Genomic DNA, 18,293 nt, shown 5'->3' with positions numbered 1-18,293 from the left:
GTTCAAAATCAAACCGACGCGTCCGCCCTGTCAGTCCGAATCCTTCGTGAACACGAGACAGTACGAGTGGTCGTAGCCGTACCCAAAGCGCCCTTCCCTTTCGTCGGGACTCCCGTCGCCCTCCCACGTGACGACGGTCTCGCCGTCGAAGCGGAAGACGTTCGAGAGCCGTTCCGCGACGTCCCAGGCCAGCGGCGTCACTCGTCCCTCGTATTTCATGTTCGCGACGTCGACGACGACGTGTCCGCCGGGTGCCAGCACCGAATCGAGGCGCGCGAACGCGGTTTCGACGTCGTCGAGGTAGTCCTCGTAGGTGCTCTCGCCCGAGTAGTTCCGGAACGGGTTCCGATCGTCCGTCCGCTCCATGAACGGTGGAGACGTGAAACAACAGTCACAGGCCGGGAACCACGACGGGTCCAACTCGAGTACGTCCCCCTGCCGGACGTGGTCCGGGGTCGAGATCTCCTCACGAACGTGGGCGGCACGGTCGAATTCGAACTCGAGGCCGTACGGGACGCGATCGAGTCGGTCGGCCACTTTGAGCGTCGTCCCGTACCCCGCGAAGACGTCGATTACCTTGTCCCCGGGTTCCGTGTACGCTTTCAGGAAGCGTTCGACCAGCGCGTTCGGCGTTCGAACCTCGTCGGTGTGTCCCGACGGTAACTCGTCGTCGTGTGCGTACTCGAGGGAGATACGTCTCCATGTGCGGACCAGGTTATCAGAAGAACATAACAGTTGTTGAGGGAGTTTTCGGTATTCATAGAACTGGCTGAACGGCTGTTCACTCGAGTTTGGATTTTGATAGCTAGTGACTCTACCAGGTCCCAGAGATGTTCTCCGCGGCGTGCTGAGTACAGGGCGCGAATGTCGCACGCGATTTGTCTCGATTTGTGAGGGTAGTTACTGGTCAGGACAGGCCACGTAGGCAAAGTATGCCACCAACAGTTGATAGACTAATAATCAGAAGTTACCTCTCGTGCCTTGTACTATTCCTCGGTACCCGTATGGCACCGTGGCGAGTCGATAGTACACTCGGGAGAGTTCTGAACGAATAGTAAAGGTCGATGTCCCTCGACTTGAAATAATACACGCACACAACCGTCTTCATCTGACGAGGTGAAACTATTCTGTCCGTTGCCACTACTGTGATCTACGACCAGCGTAATTGGTTCATCTGGCCAGACACAATCGGGACGCCAGTCCGTCTCTGGGGGGATTTCATGCTCCCCTATATGCAATATGTCTCCAGTGTTTTCGCTCTCGATACTGAATTCCACCGTTACAGGACTGGTAAGGGTGTTAAGAATAACCACGCCCTGTACCGTCGCATACTCTTCGGCGTCAGTAAACAAACACCCTGCCGTTGAACTGATCCCAGCACTTGCAGCACAACCGATGAACTCGCGCCGATCCATATCAACAGCTAGTTCTATGTAATCAAATATTCTTTGTTCGTTCTTGTGAAGATTATTGGCGAGTCATAGCGCAGTTTTGAGGCTGTTTTCAGTGCCCCTCTCCCTGGTTTTGATAAACTTGACGGCGGAGTTGGAACGCTCTAAGGTATGACGTAAGCTTGTCCTTGGAGACGCCACGGTGGGGCAAGAGCCAGAATCGTGCCAGCGATCCATGGCTCTCGCAGGTGTTAACGTGAGCGTCTCTATCAACGTACTCACCATCATCGTGCACGATATATTCGCGGCTGAATGCGTCGTTTTCATCTATAGTAGTCGTTAGAACTTTCTGTTCAGATTAATAGACGTAGTGGATCATTTCGACGAAATCTCTATCGAAAAATTGCAAAACGTTTTCGACAACGTGGAAGGAAAGAAACCGATACAACCGCTTTGTTGAAGCGCAGCCGTTGAGGGCGACTTCCGTAAAAACGAACTGAGGATCAACGGAAGGTGGTCATGACCAGTCTACTTGAAATGGAGGCTAGACTTGAGCGCCGCTATTCAACAGAGCAATCGATCCCGCTCTTGATCAACTTTCGCTTCCAAGGGCGAATAATCATTTCTGATGACCCTTCTAGTTTATATAATTTTCTCGTCGTACGGTTTCTCAGTATGCTGTTTTGCTTGTAAGAACCTACGAACCCCTACGCTGATACCCATTAAATCTCTTGACAGCACTGCATCTCATTCTCAGGTCGGTCGCTACTCACCATTGTAGTCCCACTCCCGAGACTGCTCGCTGACCTCGTCAACGTGCTCAAGACCGATTAAGAGCACGGTCTCACCAAAGACAGGCTTACTGAGTGATCTATTGGGTGTGACAATGGGTGCTGGATCAGATTTCTTTTACCAAGGGATCACTGTCTATTTTGTATAGTGGTCCTTCATCTAGTAATTCTTCTGGCAAGTTTTTCTCTCTAACTTCCGCTTCGGACAACTTTGTTTTTGAGTAGGACTGTGGCCTCACATCTCCGTCTTTATTAAAACCATGTATTTCATACTCTTTGTCTAACTCCGCCGCTGAACGGGGGTAAAAATCGGAACAATCTTCTAATCCCTCTGAGCATCTATTAGTAATTCCTATCTGATTTAGCTCAAGTGTGAACTCATACGGGATCTCAGTATCACTATGAGATATCACGACTGCACGAGCATAGTGTGAAATAGCACTGAAGTCTGATGGTGAGGGATTATCATCATTCCATAAGTATTCGACATAATTATCTCCATCTTCCTCTTCCTCTCCAATGACATCTAACCCGGTAGATACGGCTTCTGCAGCAGTCACTGCTGCACTTGCCTTGGTATTTGCGAGTCCTATTGCACCAGATAATATCGTAAAACCAAGATCGGAGACATCAGATTCAGAATCACCAGCGGCTGCATCGGGTGCAACAAGTATTTGGTCAGAGTGTCCAGTAGAGAACAGGGACGCTTCGCTAATATTTAAACTGAGCCCATGCGTTTTAATAGCTTGCCTATCACAGTCTGGTGAAGGTTTGTCTGGATTAGGGGCTGACTCAATATATCCACCAACTCCAATGTCAAAGAAAAAATCGCCGCTACCAATAAAAACGTTATTAATATGGATTTCTGAATTAATTCGAACGGTCTCATTACGACTTACCACTACTTTCGATGCCGAGTCCTCAGTATCTTCGTCACTAAATTCATCTTCATCACCATCGTCAGCCCAGTCTGGTTCACAAAACCTGTCGTCTGAGGCAGTAGCGATACCTGCTATACCAGTAGTAGCAACCGATCCAGGCACCATCGTCAATAGCTTCCTTCGATTAATTTTGTCTCGCATCCAAAAGACATTACCATAAGTCACCATTTCAATCTTTACTTTCATGAGGATTCTTCCCCATATAAAATTATTCACATTTGGATATTTATACTATTATTGGCTTAGTTTGGATTAAAATTCTGAACTAATCGTCGGTGTTGGGAGTTAAGCTGGAGAAGTTCAGATAATATTGTAAGAGGTTCGTCGGAACGCTCCATGGTGTCTGAATCCTGATGAGTGACAGAATTTTCTGGAGACAACCAATCATCTGGCTCCATCACCATTCGGGCCGGTGTCAAGGGCTCTGGCAATTCACCAGTATCAACCGGAGACGTCGCGCGGAGCGACGGGCCGGCGCGATTACTCCGCGTCGCCGGTCTCGATCGGCGCGCGGATGAGGTTGCCCCACTCGGTCCAGGAGCCGTCGTAGTTCTCGACGTCGTCGAACCCGAGCAGTTCGTGGAGCACGTACCACTCGATCGAGGAGCGTTCACCGACGCGGCAGTACGTGACGACCGACTGGTCCTCGTCGATCCCGACGTCCTCGTACAGTTCCTCGAGTTCTTCGGGGTCCTTGAACGTCCCGTCGTCGTCGTTCAGCACCGACGTCGTCGGCACGTTCTGTGCCCCGGGGATGTGGCCGCCACGTTGGGCGGTTTCCTGCAGTCCTTCGGGCGCGATGACCTCACCGGTGAACTCCTCCGGCGAGCGGACGTCGACGAGCGGGACGCCCGACTCGATCGCCTGCTCGACGTCGCTTTTGTACGCACGGATGCTCTCGAACGGCCCGCGGGCGTCGTACTCCCCGGCCGTGAACTCCGGTTCGTCGGTCGTCAGCGGGTAGTCGTTTTCGACCCAGTAGGGCTTCCCGCCGTCGATGACGCGGACGTCCTCGTGGCCGTAATACTTGTACTGCCAGTAGGCAAAGAGCGCGAACCAGTTGGGAACCCGACCGCCACCGTAGAGGACGACCGTCGAGTCCTCGGTGATTCCCGCCTCGGCGTTCAGTTTCTCGAACGCCTCCTTGTCGAGGATGTCGCGTGTGACCGGGTCGCTCAGGTCCTCCTCCCAGTGAAAGAAGATCGCGCCCGGAACGTGGCCGTCCTCGTACGGCGTGTACTCCGAGTCGTCGGTCACCGTCGGGTTGTTTACCTCGAGCAGTCGGTAGTCGGGGTCGTCGGACTGGAACTCGTCCAGGTGGTCCTCGACCCAGTCCGCCGTGACGAGCGCGTCGGTGTCGTGTGCCGTCATACAGGACCATCATACGACCCCCTCACGTATAACTATGTCAATAGTAGTACCCTTCTCCGTCGTCGATGACGCGGGCTCGAGGGTGTATCGGCCACCAGCGCGGCAGGGAGCGGCAACTGGTGGGGTTTGGCAGGGTCAGGTCCCGTCTCGAGCGTGGGTGAAAATTGCCGGTCACCTCGTCTGGGGCATGCGGTACAAAAGGGATCGGCCGTCCTCCAGTCGGCCGTCGACGCCGCTTACTGCGGGTTCTCGAGTTTTTCCAGCGCCTCGGGGTTCTCGATGCTGCTCATGTCCCCCAGGTTCTCGCCGACGTAGGTGGCCTCGATGGCGCGGCGGATGATCTTGCCGGACTGGGTCTTCGGGAACTCGTCGACGAACAGCACCTCGCGCGGGCGGAACGGCTTGCCCAGTTCCTCGCCGACCTGGGCGCGAAGTTCCTCGCGCAGGTCGTCCGTCGGTTCGTAGTCCTCACCGAGGATGACGTAGGTGACGACGGCGGTGCCGGTCGTGTCGTCCGGCGCGCCGATGGCTGCGGCCTGGTTGACGGCGTCGTGATCGATCAGCGCCCCTTCGACTTCGGCGGGACCGACCTTGCGGCCGGCGACGTTCAGGGCGTCGTCGGCCCGGCCGTGGAGGAACCAGAACCCGTCCTCGTCCTCCTGTGCCCAGTCGCCGTGGTCCCAGACGTCCTCCCAGGTGGACCAGTACTCGTTGAGATACCGCTGATCGCCCGACCACAGCGACTTGGTCATCGACGGACAGGAGTCACGCGCGACCAGGTAGCCTCGCTCGTTACCCTCTTTGATCGACTCGCCGTCGCGGTCGACGATGTCGATGTCCATGCCGAGCCCCGGCCCGCCGAGCGTACAGGGTTTCAGCGGCTCCGTCGGCATCGGCATCAGGAAACAGCCACAGATTTCGGTTCCCCCGGAGATGTTGATGATCGGCGCTTCCCCGTTGCCGACGTTCTCGTAGAACCACTTCCAGGACTCGGGGTCCCAGGGTTCCCCCGTCGACCCGAGCAGGCGCAGCGAGGAGAGGTCGTGGCCCTCGAGCCACTCGTCCCCGTGCTTTCGCAGCGCGCGGATCGCCGTGGGGGAGATGCCGAACTGGGTCAGCTTGTGCCGGTCGATCATCTCCCAGAACCGGTCCGGCTGGGGATGGTCCGGCGCGCCCTCGTACATGAAGACCGTGCCGCCGAAGGTGTGGGTCCCGATCAGCGTCCACGGGCCCATCATCCAGCCGATGTCCGAGACCCAGAAGAACCGATCGGCGGGCTTCAGGTCGAACCCGAAGTACAGTTCCTTGGCACACTGGACCTGGACGCCCGCGTGGGTGTGAACGATCCCCTTCGGCTTGCCCGTGGTCCCCGAGGAGTACAGCAGCATCGACTCCTGACTCGAGTCCACGGCCTTCGTCTCGTAGTCGTCGTCGGCTGACTCGACGGCCTCGCCCCACCACTCGTCGCGGTCGTCGGTCCAGGGAATCTCGTGTTCGTTCCGTTTGTCGCTCGAGCCGAGCCGGTCGAAGACGATCGTGTGCTCGACGTGGCCGGCCTGTTCGATCGCCTCGTCGGCGGAACTCTTCAAAAAGACCGGATCGCCCCGCCGGAGGAAGCCGTCGCCGGTAAACAGCACCGAACACTCCGAGTCCTCGATCCGGGTCGCGGCCGCGTCGACGCCGAACCCGGAGAAGATGGGGACGGCGATCGCGCCGACCTTGAAACAGCCGTAGAGGATCGAGACGACCTCCGGCACCATCGGCATGTAGAGGCCGACGGTGTCGCCCGTCCCGATGCCGCGCTCCTCGAGGGCGTTCGCGACTTTGTTCGACTGTCGGTGGAGTTCGTGGTACGTCACCTCCCGGACGTCCCCGTCCTCGCTCTCCCAGATCGTCGCGACCTTGTTGCGCCGTTCCTCGTCGACCGCGGCGTGACGATCGAGGACGTTGTGCGCGAGGTTGAGTTCGCCGCCGGGGTACCAGTCGGTGAACTGCGGTCCGTCGCTGTCGTCTCGAACCTCGTCGTACTCCTCGTAGAACTCGATGTCGAGGTAGTCGACGATCTCGTCCCAGAACCAGTCGACGCCCGACTCCTCGACGCCCTCGAGGTCCGTCGTCGTCCGCTCGATAAGTTCGTCGTAGCCGTCGATCCCGTACTCCTGCATGAACTCGTAGACGTTCGTCGACTCGACGAACTCGTCGCTCGGCTCGTGGACGATCTCGTCGACGTCCTCGAGTGCGGTGTCGCCTGTCATGGTTCACTCGTACGTTAACGTCATACCCCCATCAAACAACAGGTCACCGCCGTTGAGGTGTCGCCCGAGGTCGGAGAACCCGATCAGGAAGAGGTTGCCGACGTCGATCGGTTCCATCATCTCCGTCGTGCGGGCCTGGCCGAGCATGACGTCCTCGATCACCTCCTGGACCGAGATGCCGCGCTGTTCGGCCGTCTCCTCGAGTTGGGCCGTCACGAGGGGCGTCTTCACGTAGCCGGTGCTGATCGAGAACGAGCGGATCGCGCCCTCCCCCTCCGCGGCGATCGACTGGGTCAGCCCCCGGAGGCCGAACTTCGAGACGTTGTAGCCGACTTTGTCGCTCGTCACGTAGTGGCCGTGGACGGAGGCCATGTTCCCGACGCAGCCCTCGCCGTCCTCGGTCTCCCGGAAGTGCGGGAGACAGAGCTTCGAGAGGTACAGCGGTGCCCGGAGCATCACCCCGTGCATTCGGTTGTAGGTGTCCATCGGGAAGTCCTCGATCGCGTCGATGTGTTGCACCCCCGCGACGTTCGCGAGGTACTTGATGTCGCCCAGTTCGGCGGCCCGATCGACGATCCGCTCGATATCGTCGTCGACGGTGAGGTCGCCCGCGATGGGTTCGACGTCGCCCTCGAGCCCCAGTTCTTCGGCCCGGTCGACGGTCCCCTCGAGGCCCGCCTCGTCGACGTCGGTGGCGGCGACGGTCAGGCCGTTCCCCGCGGCCGCGAGCGCGGTCGCGCGCCCGATTCCCGACCCCGCGCCGGTAACGAGACAGACGTTCCGGCCGGTAAACGAGTCGTCGGGGATCGTGTGGATGTCGTCGCGCGAAACGGACGGCGGCGTCACCTGTTGTTGAGGCATGCTCGTATGTCGTATCGACGACGAACAGAGGGTAAAAGCGTGTGTTAACATAGCAACTGGCGCTCCCAGAAACTCGAGATCCGACTGATCGCCAAGGGAGAGTCGGCGGGTCGCTCGAGCGGCGACTCGCGGTCCGGTTCGGACGTTTCCCATCGCCCTGCTGCTGACCGGCGGCGAGGAACCCGACCGATGGGGGTTCCTCCAGCCGCGCCTCCAGCGGTCGTACGGCGCGCTGACGGCGGGGATAGCGGTCGGCGCGGTCGGGGCGGTCTAATACGGAGACCGCTTCCTCCCAGGTCGACCCGACGCCGAAGCCGCCGCGGTTCCGTTCGTGGGGCCCTGTCGGCGCGGTGTCCGGCGATGTCAAGTACCAGAACGTCTAGCTGTGTCTGACGTACGTTTATGTAAGAGGGAACGGGCCTAGTGGATATGTCGAACAACCGCGTCGAGCAACTCGAATCGACGGTCGCGGAACTCGAGTCGACCGTAGAGGGACTGACGGACGAACTCATCGAAGCGAAAGAGCGAATCCGCGTCCTCGAGGCCGAGCTCGACACCGAGACGCCGACGCGCGTCCCGGAGCGCCGGGCCGAGGAGGGGGGAGAGCCCGGCGAGGACGCGCTAACTGCGGAGGCGAAACCGGACGACGTCGCCGAGGCGGCCGCCAACGCGGAGGCGGACGTCGACGGCGACGACGGTGACAGTGACGAAGCGGAAGACTCAGGTAGCGACGACATTATCGTCGCATAACTGCACGGCGACCGCGGGACCGCGTACGATCGAGGATTCCGGTGCCGGCGTTCGACGCGTTCGACCGCCGGCCGTTCGCCGCCCACAAACGGCACCCCGCGATCCCGCCGGTCTGCGCCCGCGTCACGGAGAGAAGAGCATGTACATCAAGGCAGTCGTTCTGGACAATTTCAAGAGCTTCGGTCGGAAGACGAAGATTCCGTTCTACGAGGACTTCACGGTGATCACCGGGCCCAACGGCTCCGGCAAGTCGAACATCATCGACGCCGTCCTCTTCGCGCTCGGGTTGGCCCGCACCCGCGGGATCCGCGCGGAGAAACTGACCGACCTCATTTACAACCCCGGTCACGATGACGGCTCGAGTTCCAGCGGCCCTCGCGAGGCCGTCGTCGAGGTCATCCTCGACAACAGCGACGACACCCTCACCCGCTCGCAGGTGGTCAACGCCGCCGGCAGCGAGGACGTCGGCGACGTCGACGAGATCCGCATCCGCCGGCGGGTCAAGGAGACCGAGGATAACTACTACTCCTACTACTACCTCAACGACCGCTCGGTCAACCTCTCGGACATTCAGGAACTGCTGGCCCAGGCGGGGGTTACGCCGGAGGGGTACAACGTCGTCATGCAGGGCGACGTCACCGAAATCATCAACATGACGCCGGGCGCCCGCCGGGAGATCATCGACGAGATCGCGGGCGTCGCCGAGTTCGACGCCAAGAAGGAAGACGCCTTCGAGGAACTCGAGACCGTCGAGGAACGGATCGACGAAGCACAACTGCGCATCGAGGAGAAACGCGGGCGCCTCGAGCAACTCGAGGACGAGCGCCGAACGGCGATGCGGTACCGCCGGCTGCGCCGCGAGAAAGAGGAGTACGAGGGGTACAAGAAAGCGAGCGAACTCGAGGAGAAACGCGAGGAACTCGAGGCGACCGAGGCGAAGATCGACGACCTCGAGGACGAACTCGCGGACCGAAAGCGAGAACTCGACGAGCGAGAAGGTCGCGTCGTCCGCCTGCAGGAGGACCTCGAGGACCTAAACGCGGAGATCGAGCGGAAAGGCGAGGAGGAACAGCTCCGGATCAAAAGCGAAATCGAGGAGATCAAAGGCGACATCTCCCGACTCGAGGACAAGATCGAGGCCAGCGAGGAGGCGATCGAGGAGGCCGAGTCGGATCGCCGCGAGGCCTTCGTCCAGATCGACCGCAAGCAGGAGGAGATCGGGGAACTCGAGGACGAAACCCGCGAACACAAACTCGAGAAGGCCTCGATCAAGACCGAGATCCAGGAGCGCGAGCAGGAAAAGGAGCGACTCGAGGCCGAGATCGAGGCCGTCGACACCGAGTTCGACGAACTCAAGGCCGAACTCGCCGAGCGCAAGGACGACCTCGAGGCGGCCAAGACCGAGAAGAACGACCTCCAGCGCGAGCAGGACCGCCTGCTGGACGAGGCCCGCCGGCGCTCGAACGCGATCGACGAGAAGGAGGCGGCCATCGAGGAGAAACGCGAGCGGATCCCCGAACTCGAGGACCGGCGAAGCGACCTCGAGCGCGAACTCGAGAAGGCCGAGACGAACCGCGCGAACATCGCGAGCGTCGTCGACGACCTCAAGGCCGAGAAGCGACGTCTCCAGTCCGACGTCGACGAGGTCGACGACGAGATCCAGGCCAAACAGCAGGAGTACGCCGAACTCGAGGCGAAAGCCGGCGAGAGCGGCGACTCGTCGTTCGGCCGCGCGGTGACGACGATCCTCAACTCGGGGATCGACGGCGTCCACGGCGCGGTGGCCCAACTGGGGAACGTCGCGGGCGAGTACGCAGTGGCCTGCGAGACCGCGGCCGGCGGCCGGCTCGCGAACGTGGTCGTCGACGACGACGTAGTCGGCCAGCAGTGTATCGAACACCTCAAATCCCGGAACGCCGGCCGGGCCACCTTCCTCCCGCTGACGGACATGAGCCAGCGTCGGCTCCCCAACGCGCCCAGCGACCCGGGGGTCGTCGACTTCGCGTACAATCTCGTGGACTTCGACGACCAGTACGCGGGCGTCTTCTCGTACGTGCTCGGGGACACGCTCGTCGTCGAGGACATCGAGACCGCCCGCTCGTACATGGGCGACTATCGGATGGTCACCCTGGACGGCGACCTGGTCGAGAAAAGCGGCGCGATGACCGGCGGTTCCGGCGGCGGCTCGCGGTACTCCTTCACCGGCGGCGGCGAGGGGCAACTCGAGCGCGTCGCCAAGCGGATCACCGAACTCCAGGAGAAACGCGATTCGCTGCGCGAGGAGCTACGGGACGTCGAGGAACGGCTCGACGACGCCCGCGACCGCAAGACCGACGCCGCCGACGAGGTCCGCTCGATCGAAGGGAAGATCGAGGACCTCGAGGACGAACGCGAAGCGATCGAAGGGGAGATCGAGAACCTCGAGACGGATCTCGAGGATCTGCGCGAGGAGCGTGACTCAGTCGACGAGCGGATGAACGAGATCTCGGCGGAGATCGACGAGCGAACGGCCGAGATCGAGGAGATCGAGGCCGACATCGAGGAACTCGAGGCCGAACTCGAGGACTCGAAGATCCCCGAACTCACGGAGCAGATCGAGGAGCTCGAGGCCGAGATCGACGAGCGTGAGGACCGGATCGACGACCTCGACGGGAAGATCAACGAACTGAGCCTCGAGAAGGAGTACGCCGAGGACGCGATCGAGGACCTCCACGACGACATCGAGTCGGCCCAGAACCGCAAGGCCGAACACGAGGAGCGCATCGAGGAGTGTGAGGCGACGATCGAGGAGAAACGCGACGAACTCGAGGCCAAACGCGCGGCCGTCGAGGAACTCGAGGAGGAACTCGCGGAACTCAAAGAAGAGCGCACCGACCTCAAGGAGGAACTCACCGAGGCTCGCAAGAAGCGCGACGAGCAGCAGAACCGCGTGGATACGGTCGAGAGCAAACTCGAGGGCGAACGCGAGCGGGCCGGCGACCTCGAGTGGGAAATCGAGTCGCTGGAAGCGGAAGTCGGCGATTACGACCCCGAGGACGTCCCCGACCACGATACGGTCCTCGAGATGATCGACCTGCTCGAGTCGGACATGGAAGCGATGGAGCCGGTGAACATGCTCGCGATCGACGAGTACGACGAGGTCCGCGAGGACCTCGAGGAACTCGAGGAGGGGAAGGCGACGCTGGTCGAGGAGGCCGAGGGCATCCGCGACCGGATCGAACAGTACGAGACCCAGAAGAAGGCGACGTTCATGGAGGCCTACGAGGCCATCTCGGAGCACTTTACGGAGATCTTCGAACGACTCTCGGAGGGGACCGGTTCGTTGCACCTCGAGGACGAGGCGGACCCCTTCGACGGCGGGCTGACGATGAAGGCCCAGCCGGGTGACAAGCCGGTCCAGCGCCTCGATGCGATGTCCGGCGGGGAGAAATCCCTGACCGCGCTGGCCTTCATTTTCGCGATCCAGCGGCACAACCCGGCCCCGTTCTACGCCCTGGACGAGATCGACGCCTTCCTCGACGCCGTCAACGCAGAGCGCGTCGGACAGATGGTCGAGGAACTCGCCGCGGAGGCGCAGTTCGTCGTCGTCTCCCATCGCTCGGCGATGCTCGATCGCTCCGAGCGCGCGATCGGGGTCACGATGCAACAGGACAACGTAAGCGCCGTGACGGGGATCGACCTGAGCGGCGACAGCGATCCCGAGGAGGTGCCTGTCAGTGACTGAGCGCGACTCCGACACCGACGGTCGAGCCGATCGCGACGAGTTCTACACGGACGGCGGTGACGAGATCCCGCTGAACATCGCCGGGCACGAGGACCGCGAGCGACCGGGGGAGTCGGCCGACGACGATGGGGACTCCGTCCTCGAGTTCTCGGAGGACGAGGCGCTCGAGGCGTCCGGTTCGGCCGATTACGACGGGGGTGTGGACGGGGACGGCGGTGAAGACGGAGACGGAAATGGAGACGGAGACGACGAAACGGTCGAACCCGTCGAACTCCTCGTGCAGCTCGCCGAAAACGGGGAAATCGACCCCTGGGACATCGACATCGTCCACGTCACCGACCGGTTTCTCGACGCCCTGGACGAGGTCGATCTCCGGACGTCCGGCCGCGCGCTGTTCTACGCCAGCGTCCTCTTGCGGATGAAAAGCGACGAACTGTTCGCCGCCGAGGAACCCGACGAGGAGGAGGAACTCCCTCCCTGGGAGGCCCCCTTCGCCGACGACGGGGCGATGGCCGGCGACGCCGACGAGGATCGTCCGCCCGGGTTTGACCCCGTCGAGAACCTCGAGGCCGAGATGGAACGCCGCCTCGAGCGCAAACACGCCCGCGGCAAGCCCGAGACGCTGGACGAACTCGTCCGGGAACTCCGCAGCGCCGAACGTGACAGCCGGTGGAAGGAGTCCCGAAGCTACGACACGAGCGATTCGCCAAGCGGGTACGACCGTGGCGTGCAGGAACTGAGCTACCGCGGGGCCGACGACATGCGCGCCGGCGACGAGCCGACCAGCGACGACGTAACCCATACGACTCACGAGGAGGACATCGAGGACGTCATCGACGACGTCGAGGACGAACTCGCCGTCCACTACGACCAGGGTCGCGACGAGGTGCTGTACGCCGAGATCGACGATGCGGGCGGTTCGCGCGTAATGACGTACCTGGCCCTGCTCTTTCTCGCCCACCGGGGCCGGGTGACGCTCGAGCAGGACGACCTGTTCGGCGACCTCTGGATCCAGCGGGTGTCGGTCGAGGCCGAACCGGAAGAAGCGATCGCGGATTGAGTTACTCGAGGTACTTGCCGGCCAGCAGGTCGACACGCTCGCGCGTCTCCTCGGGGATCGCGTCGGCGGGCGTGTTGATCGTCCCCTCGAGCGCCGACCAGGCGTCGCTCTCGAAGTCCTCCGGCATGGTCCGGATCGCGTGTTCGACGACCCGGTTGATCGCCTCCTGGTTCGCTTCGGCGTTCTCGAGGACCTCCTCCAGGGTGACCTCGTTGTCCGCCTTCCAGACGTCGTAGTCGGTGACGCCGGCCACGGTCGCGTAGCTCAGTTCGGCCTCACGGGCGAGTTTGGCCTCCGGGATCGCCGTCATACCGACGATGTCCCAGCCCTGATCGCGGTAGAACTCGCTTTCGGCGCGGGTGGAGTACTGTGGGCCCTCGATGCAGACGTAAGTGCCGCCCGCTTCGGTCTTCGTGTCCTCGGTGGCCTCCTCCGCCGCGGTCGCGAGGTGATCGACCATCTCGGGGCAGTAGGGGTCGGCAAAGCCCATGTGGACGACCATCCCGTCGCCGAAGAACGAGGGCTGGCGGTGTTTCGTGCGGTCGAAGATCTGATCCGGCACGACCAGCGTCCGCGGCGGCAGATCCTCGCGGAGGCTGCCGACCGCGTTGGTCGCGATCACGCGGTCGACGCCGACCGACTTGAGCGCGTAGATGTTCGCCCGGTACTGGGCGTCGGTCGGCGTGTGCTGGTGGTCCTCGCCGTGCCGGGGAAGAAAGGCGACGTCCTTACCGGCGAGTTCGCCCAGCGTGACGGCCTCACTGGGTTCGCCGTAGGGCGTCGAAACCTCCTCTTTGCGGGTGTTCTCGAGTGGCAGTGCCTCGTAGATACCGCTACCGCCGATGACGCCGATGGTCATACCCTCCCGTCGGACCGGGAGTACCGTAAACAGTCGGGTTCCCGTCACGCCCCGACCCCCGGTCCGTCGACGAACGCGGAACGGCGGCAGGTTTTCTCTCGTCTCCCGTCAGCGTCGCCGATCGGTTTCGATGGGATCCGGCCATCGCATTATCTATCATTAACTTTTATGTATAAGTGGTTCGTAGCCCATGGTACATGCACCACGCGTCGGTCGTACCCGTAGCAGTATCTCGTTTCTAACCCCTCGAGTCGAACCACGACGCACCGCGCGACGACCTCACCGAACCCGACCGACATGAGTACACGCAACTACCGAACCGAGACCGCAGCACCGACGAATCAACGAACCGCCTCGTCAACGACGTCTGGGACGAGGAACGAAACCCCGAAGACGGGCTCCGATCACCAGTCGGCACCTCGGACGTCCGCGTCCGAACTGGCTCCCCAAACCTTCTCGAAGGGAAGAACGCGTCGACTCGAGAACCTCATCGACGAGTGGAACTCGGCATTCCTGGAATCGGACGCGGACACCAAGGGCACGGATCCGGACGGAGCAGACGACGACTGATCGAGCACTTCGATTGCTTTCGTATCCGTCCTTCTCTCTACCTCGACGCGGAGATCGGGTAAACGAGATCCATCGTTCGTACGGTCGATCCGCGGTCCGGTACTCGTCGGTTACCATCCGAGATACCGGCTTCAGGCCACAACTGCATCACGCAGTGATGAACAGAGTTACGATGGCCTACCGTGCGATTCGATCTCGAGATGGTGGCGACTTCTCCTCGAAAGGACTGCCTTCACGGCCAAATTCAGTCCCTGAAAGCAGTATTTCAGTCGTTGTGGATAGTAGGGCCGTTCTTCAGCTATTTTCACCCATCGAATAGATCCGGCACGTACTCCCGTACCGTGTTAGTAAGCTGAATTTTCCGGCCGCGAGAAATTTGATTGAGGAGACAATCTTTCTCTCGTTACGCTCGTTCTCCCGGGGAGGGTTCGACGGTTAGGACTGTCGTTCAAAGCGGTAGTTCACTGATTACAAAACGTCCGTTTGGTGGAGATGTCGGTAGCGCCGGCCCGATGGTTTCCCCGTCGGTGGCCGGAAAAGCACCTATGACAGACGAACATCGCATTTCCAGGCGGCGGAGTCTCAAAGGTATCGCAGCAACGGGCGCCCTCGTCGGCGGCGTCGGTTTCGGAACCATCTGTTCTAGTTTAGCGACGGGGTGAAGCAGGATCTCAGCAGAGACTATACCAAATTGGAGTGGACTGGCTCAGGAGAGTGGGTCGCTGGAACAGGCAGTCACGGATTCGTCGTGTGATACCTTTGAGGCGGCGCACTCACGGCTGTGAGTGCGTCGCCGTTCCAGAGCTGCCGCTATTGAGACAGGGGGTTCCCCGGTCGTCAGGCGAGTTCGTTACCAGAACTCGCCTGACTTAACCTGATCACGTAATCTCGGACGATGCGGATTTGGATCACGTGACGCCCATAACAACAACTCATCTAAATCCGGGAGTTCGTACCCTAAATCGAGCATCACATACAACTGGATCAGGTGTGCGTGGCGTTCGACAGCGTGAGAACATCGCCGACGAGGGAGTTGCGGCGACGACGCTGCGGCGTCGTCGGCGCTTTCCTGTTGTTTTCTGTCTAGTTTCTGGAGTTCATCGACGATAACACGGCTCATCAGCAGTGAGATCGCGGCCATGATGACCAGCGCCTCGATGATGTACGGATCGGTCGTGTTGATCTCGTCAAGTCCGAAGCGCGATTTCAGTTCCTTGAATAGCAATTCGATCTCCCAGCGCGCCCGATAGAGCTGTGCGATATCGGGCGCGCTATAGTCGTCTTTCGAGAGATTCGTCAGATAGAGGTGGTACTCCTCAGTGTCCTCGTTCCAAACACCAACCAACCGGAACGTTCGGGGCGGGCTGGTGGACGACCCTCGCTTTCGCTCGAACGAGAGGGTAATGCGAACATCGATTTCCTGTCGCTGCAGGTCGTCAAGGACGTCCTGCAGCGACTCTCCTTCGAGCGGGATACTGTTGCCCCGCCACGTCCGGAGCTCTTCGACGATCTCGAAGTTTGCGTCGTCCTTCACACGGGAGACGAACCAGCCGTTATTCTGGTCAATGCGGTCGAACAACCAGAAGTCGTAGAAGCCGAGATCAAGCAGGATAAGTGCGCCAGCTACCCACTCGCCGGTGGGTAGCTGGCTCCGTTCTTGGGTTTTAGCGTCAGTTGTCTGGTACCGTGCCGGAAGGCCAGTTGAGAGTGATTCTGTTAGGTGAAGTTTCAGACCAGCCTGATCGTCACCGGTTGCAGCGTACACATCTGCAGCATCTTGATAGAGAGACACAATGCTCCCATCGACGATGAGGACGTCTCGAAACCGTTCGAGACGTCCGCTAAGGTCGGCACTTCTGGTATCGAGATTCTCGATGGCGTCATCGAGAATCTCTCGAAGGAGTGCAACGAACGGTGGAGAGAACCACCCGTGGAAGGTTGCATAGGAGAGTTCGTCACAGTCAGCCATCTCGACGAATCGTTCGAGAAAGGCCTGAATAGATCGGTCTGATCCAGCAGCGAAGCCGAGTGAAAGCGTGTAGAACAGCGCAACAGCGTCGAATTTCCGTTCACGCTCTACGAGATTCGTTGCGCGAGCGCGCTCGCGCAACTCATCGGAGGGAAACGCTCTTTGAATCCGATCAACAATCACTGAATCCGGTGGGGAGTAGGTCACACTATCCACCGGATTTCTCTGACTGGTAGTCACAACGATATCTAGTCAGACGGCGCTACACTCTGCTAAACTAGAACGAATGGTTTCGGAACAAACACAGTGAGCGCTGGTGAAAAGAAAGACGGACACGAAACCGGCGACGAAGACGGCATCACGAAGGTCGAATTTAACGAGTGTTACTCGACTACGGTTTACTTCGACGAGGAGTTCGTCACACCAGCCGCTGACGGATACGTGGAAGTCCCGATCACGGCGAAGGACGGCTCCCTCACGATCTCGTTAGCCGGCACGACGGACAACGCTATCCTGTTACCCACCGAGGGCGGGAACACCTACCTGGCGATTCCGACCCTCCGTCTGGACGAGGACTACCTCGAACTCGTCGTTCAAAACGACGACGACAGTACGCGATCTATCAAGATTCCCGTCGAAGGCAAGACGGAGGATGCGATCACGGTCCCGTACAAGCTGAAAGACGGTTCGTACTACAAGATCCCGCTCGAGGACGGTGGATACATGAAACTCCCCGCAGTGGGGAAGAAGGCGAAGTCGATCAAGATCCCCGTCGACGACGGGATGGCGACGTTTCCCGTGCACGATGACGAAGGCGGTTTCGTTCCGGCACAACTCGTCCGCAGAACCGACGACTATCTGAAGCGCATCCGGGTGCGAACCTACAACGCCACACGGGGCCGAATCGAGACCGTACAGAAAACGGTCACCGCGGACGACTTGCGGGTCTATCAAAAATCCGAGGGGAGTATCGCATACGCGTGGACGTTCAACGTCTTCCAGTTCTACGATTCGCCACTCGGAGCTGGAGATAAAATCCTCTCGGTGACCGCTAACGGGAAGACGTTCGACAACCCGAACGACTGCGGATCGAAACCATCGAAGGGGCACGATTACGACAAGGATGGAGAAGTCGACCTCGGGAAGGTTTCCCTAATTCCCGTCTGCGTCGATGCGGAAACGGATATGGCTCGGTTCCGGGTCGAAAACGGCAACGAGAAGCCGATTACCGTGATTTACGGGGTCGACGATACCAGTATTACGGGTCAGGTCACCGTCAAACCGACGAGCACGACTTACTTCGAAGTTCCCGCACCGGACGGTGAAGCACTCGTCGGAATCTTCTACGACGGCGAACAGGTCGACGCCGCCCGGAGTGCGACCGAAACGGGGTGTATTCCCAGGAACCGTCTCGGATTCGACGCTCGTTGCTACGATCCCGATGCGAAGAAAGCGCGGTTCTACGTGCGAAGCGGTGCCCACGCCGAGAAGACGTTCGTCTACCGGGTCGCCGAAACCGGCGAGACTGGTACGGTTACGATTCCCGACGACCTCACCAACGCCGAGGTCTTCTGGGTCGCGGCACCGGACGGCGAAGCGACGGTGACGCTGTATTACGAAGGCCACCCAGTCGCGACGGCGACTGTCGATCCGAAGGAGCATTGTTAGCGGCCGACTGAGTGGGTAGTCTCGGCGGAAGCGCCGTTCCGTTTCCGACACTGCCCGCGAACAATCCATTTCAGTCCCCGCGG

Annotated in this window: 11 protein-coding genes and 1 pseudogene; 4 read left to right on the top strand and 8 right to left on the bottom strand. The window is 60.3% G+C overall.

The window, feature by feature from the left end:
- Positions 1-30 precede the first annotated feature (30 nt).
- The 6 genes and pseudogenes from CHINAEXTREME_RS22390 to CHINAEXTREME_RS00700 all read right to left on the bottom strand — a co-directional run bounded on the left by CHINAEXTREME_RS22390 (position 31) and on the right by CHINAEXTREME_RS00700 (position 7,610).
- Complete coding sequence (locus CHINAEXTREME_RS22390) at positions 31-873, bottom strand: DNA methyltransferase (RefSeq protein ID WP_274520326.1); 843 nt, start codon at positions 871-873, stop codon at positions 31-33.
- 556 nt (positions 874-1,429) lie between these two features.
- Positions 1,430-1,722 (bottom strand): annotated as a pseudogene (locus tag CHINAEXTREME_RS00715) (hypothetical protein); the annotation flags it as partial.
- 567 nt (positions 1,723-2,289) lie between these two features.
- Entirely contained in the window at positions 2,290-3,309 is a 1,020-nt protein-coding gene (locus CHINAEXTREME_RS21335) for a hypothetical protein (protein ID WP_152423897.1), read from the bottom strand.
- Between the two features lie 294 nt (positions 3,310-3,603).
- On the bottom strand, positions 3,604-4,494 hold the full coding sequence (locus tag CHINAEXTREME_RS00710; protein WP_007142437.1) for a sulfurtransferase: 891 nt from the start codon (positions 4,492-4,494) through the stop codon (positions 3,604-3,606).
- Between the two features lie 236 nt (positions 4,495-4,730).
- On the bottom strand, positions 4,731-6,749 hold the full coding sequence (locus tag CHINAEXTREME_RS00705; RefSeq protein WP_007142438.1) for an AMP-binding protein: 2,019 nt from the start codon (positions 6,747-6,749) through the stop codon (positions 4,731-4,733).
- Positions 6,750-6,752: 3 nt separating this feature from the next.
- A complete protein-coding gene (locus CHINAEXTREME_RS00700) occupies positions 6,753-7,610 on the bottom strand; it encodes an SDR family oxidoreductase (protein WP_007142439.1) in 858 nt (285 codons plus the stop codon).
- Positions 7,611-8,039: 429 nt separating this feature from the next.
- Between CHINAEXTREME_RS00700 and CHINAEXTREME_RS00695 the strand changes: the two genes are divergently transcribed.
- The 3 genes from CHINAEXTREME_RS00695 (at position 8,040) to CHINAEXTREME_RS00685 (ending at position 13,144) form a co-directional block, all read left to right on the top strand.
- Entirely contained in the window at positions 8,040-8,360 is a 321-nt protein-coding gene (locus tag CHINAEXTREME_RS00695) for a DUF7518 family protein (RefSeq protein WP_007142440.1), read from the top strand.
- A gap of 139 nt (positions 8,361-8,499) precedes the next feature.
- Positions 8,500-12,084: a chromosome segregation protein SMC gene (gene smc / locus CHINAEXTREME_RS00690; protein ID WP_007142441.1), complete on the top strand. Its 3,585-nt coding sequence runs from the start codon at positions 8,500-8,502 to the stop codon at positions 12,082-12,084.
- Complete coding sequence (locus tag CHINAEXTREME_RS00685; protein WP_007142442.1) at positions 12,077-13,144, top strand: segregation and condensation protein A; 1,068 nt, start codon at positions 12,077-12,079, stop codon at positions 13,142-13,144. The genes smc and CHINAEXTREME_RS00685 overlap by 8 nt, the downstream gene beginning before the upstream one ends.
- Position 13,145: 1 nt before the next feature.
- On the opposite strand, the gene mtnP is transcribed toward CHINAEXTREME_RS00685, so the two are convergent.
- Positions 13,146-14,003, bottom strand: a complete 858-nt coding sequence (gene mtnP, locus CHINAEXTREME_RS00680; RefSeq protein WP_007142443.1) for an S-methyl-5'-thioadenosine phosphorylase — start codon at positions 14,001-14,003, stop codon at positions 13,146-13,148.
- 1,420 nt (positions 14,004-15,423) lie between these two features.
- The gene (locus CHINAEXTREME_RS00670; protein WP_076738684.1) at positions 15,424-16,758 is read right to left on the bottom strand and encodes an IS4 family transposase; all 1,335 of its coding nucleotides are present in this window, start codon (positions 16,756-16,758) and stop codon (positions 15,424-15,426) included.
- Positions 16,759-16,848: 90 nt separating this feature from the next.
- Between CHINAEXTREME_RS00670 and CHINAEXTREME_RS00665 the strand changes: the two genes are divergently transcribed.
- Complete coding sequence (locus CHINAEXTREME_RS00665; protein WP_007143738.1) at positions 16,849-18,210, top strand: hypothetical protein; 1,362 nt, start codon at positions 16,849-16,851, stop codon at positions 18,208-18,210.
- Positions 18,211-18,293: the final 83 nt, after the last annotated feature.

Origin of the sequence: Halobiforma lacisalsi AJ5 (assembly GCF_000226975.2) — an archaeon.
Classification (GTDB): domain Archaea; phylum Halobacteriota; class Halobacteria; order Halobacteriales; family Natrialbaceae; genus Natronobacterium; species Natronobacterium lacisalsi.
This window is presented reverse-complemented; position numbering and strand designations above follow the sequence as displayed.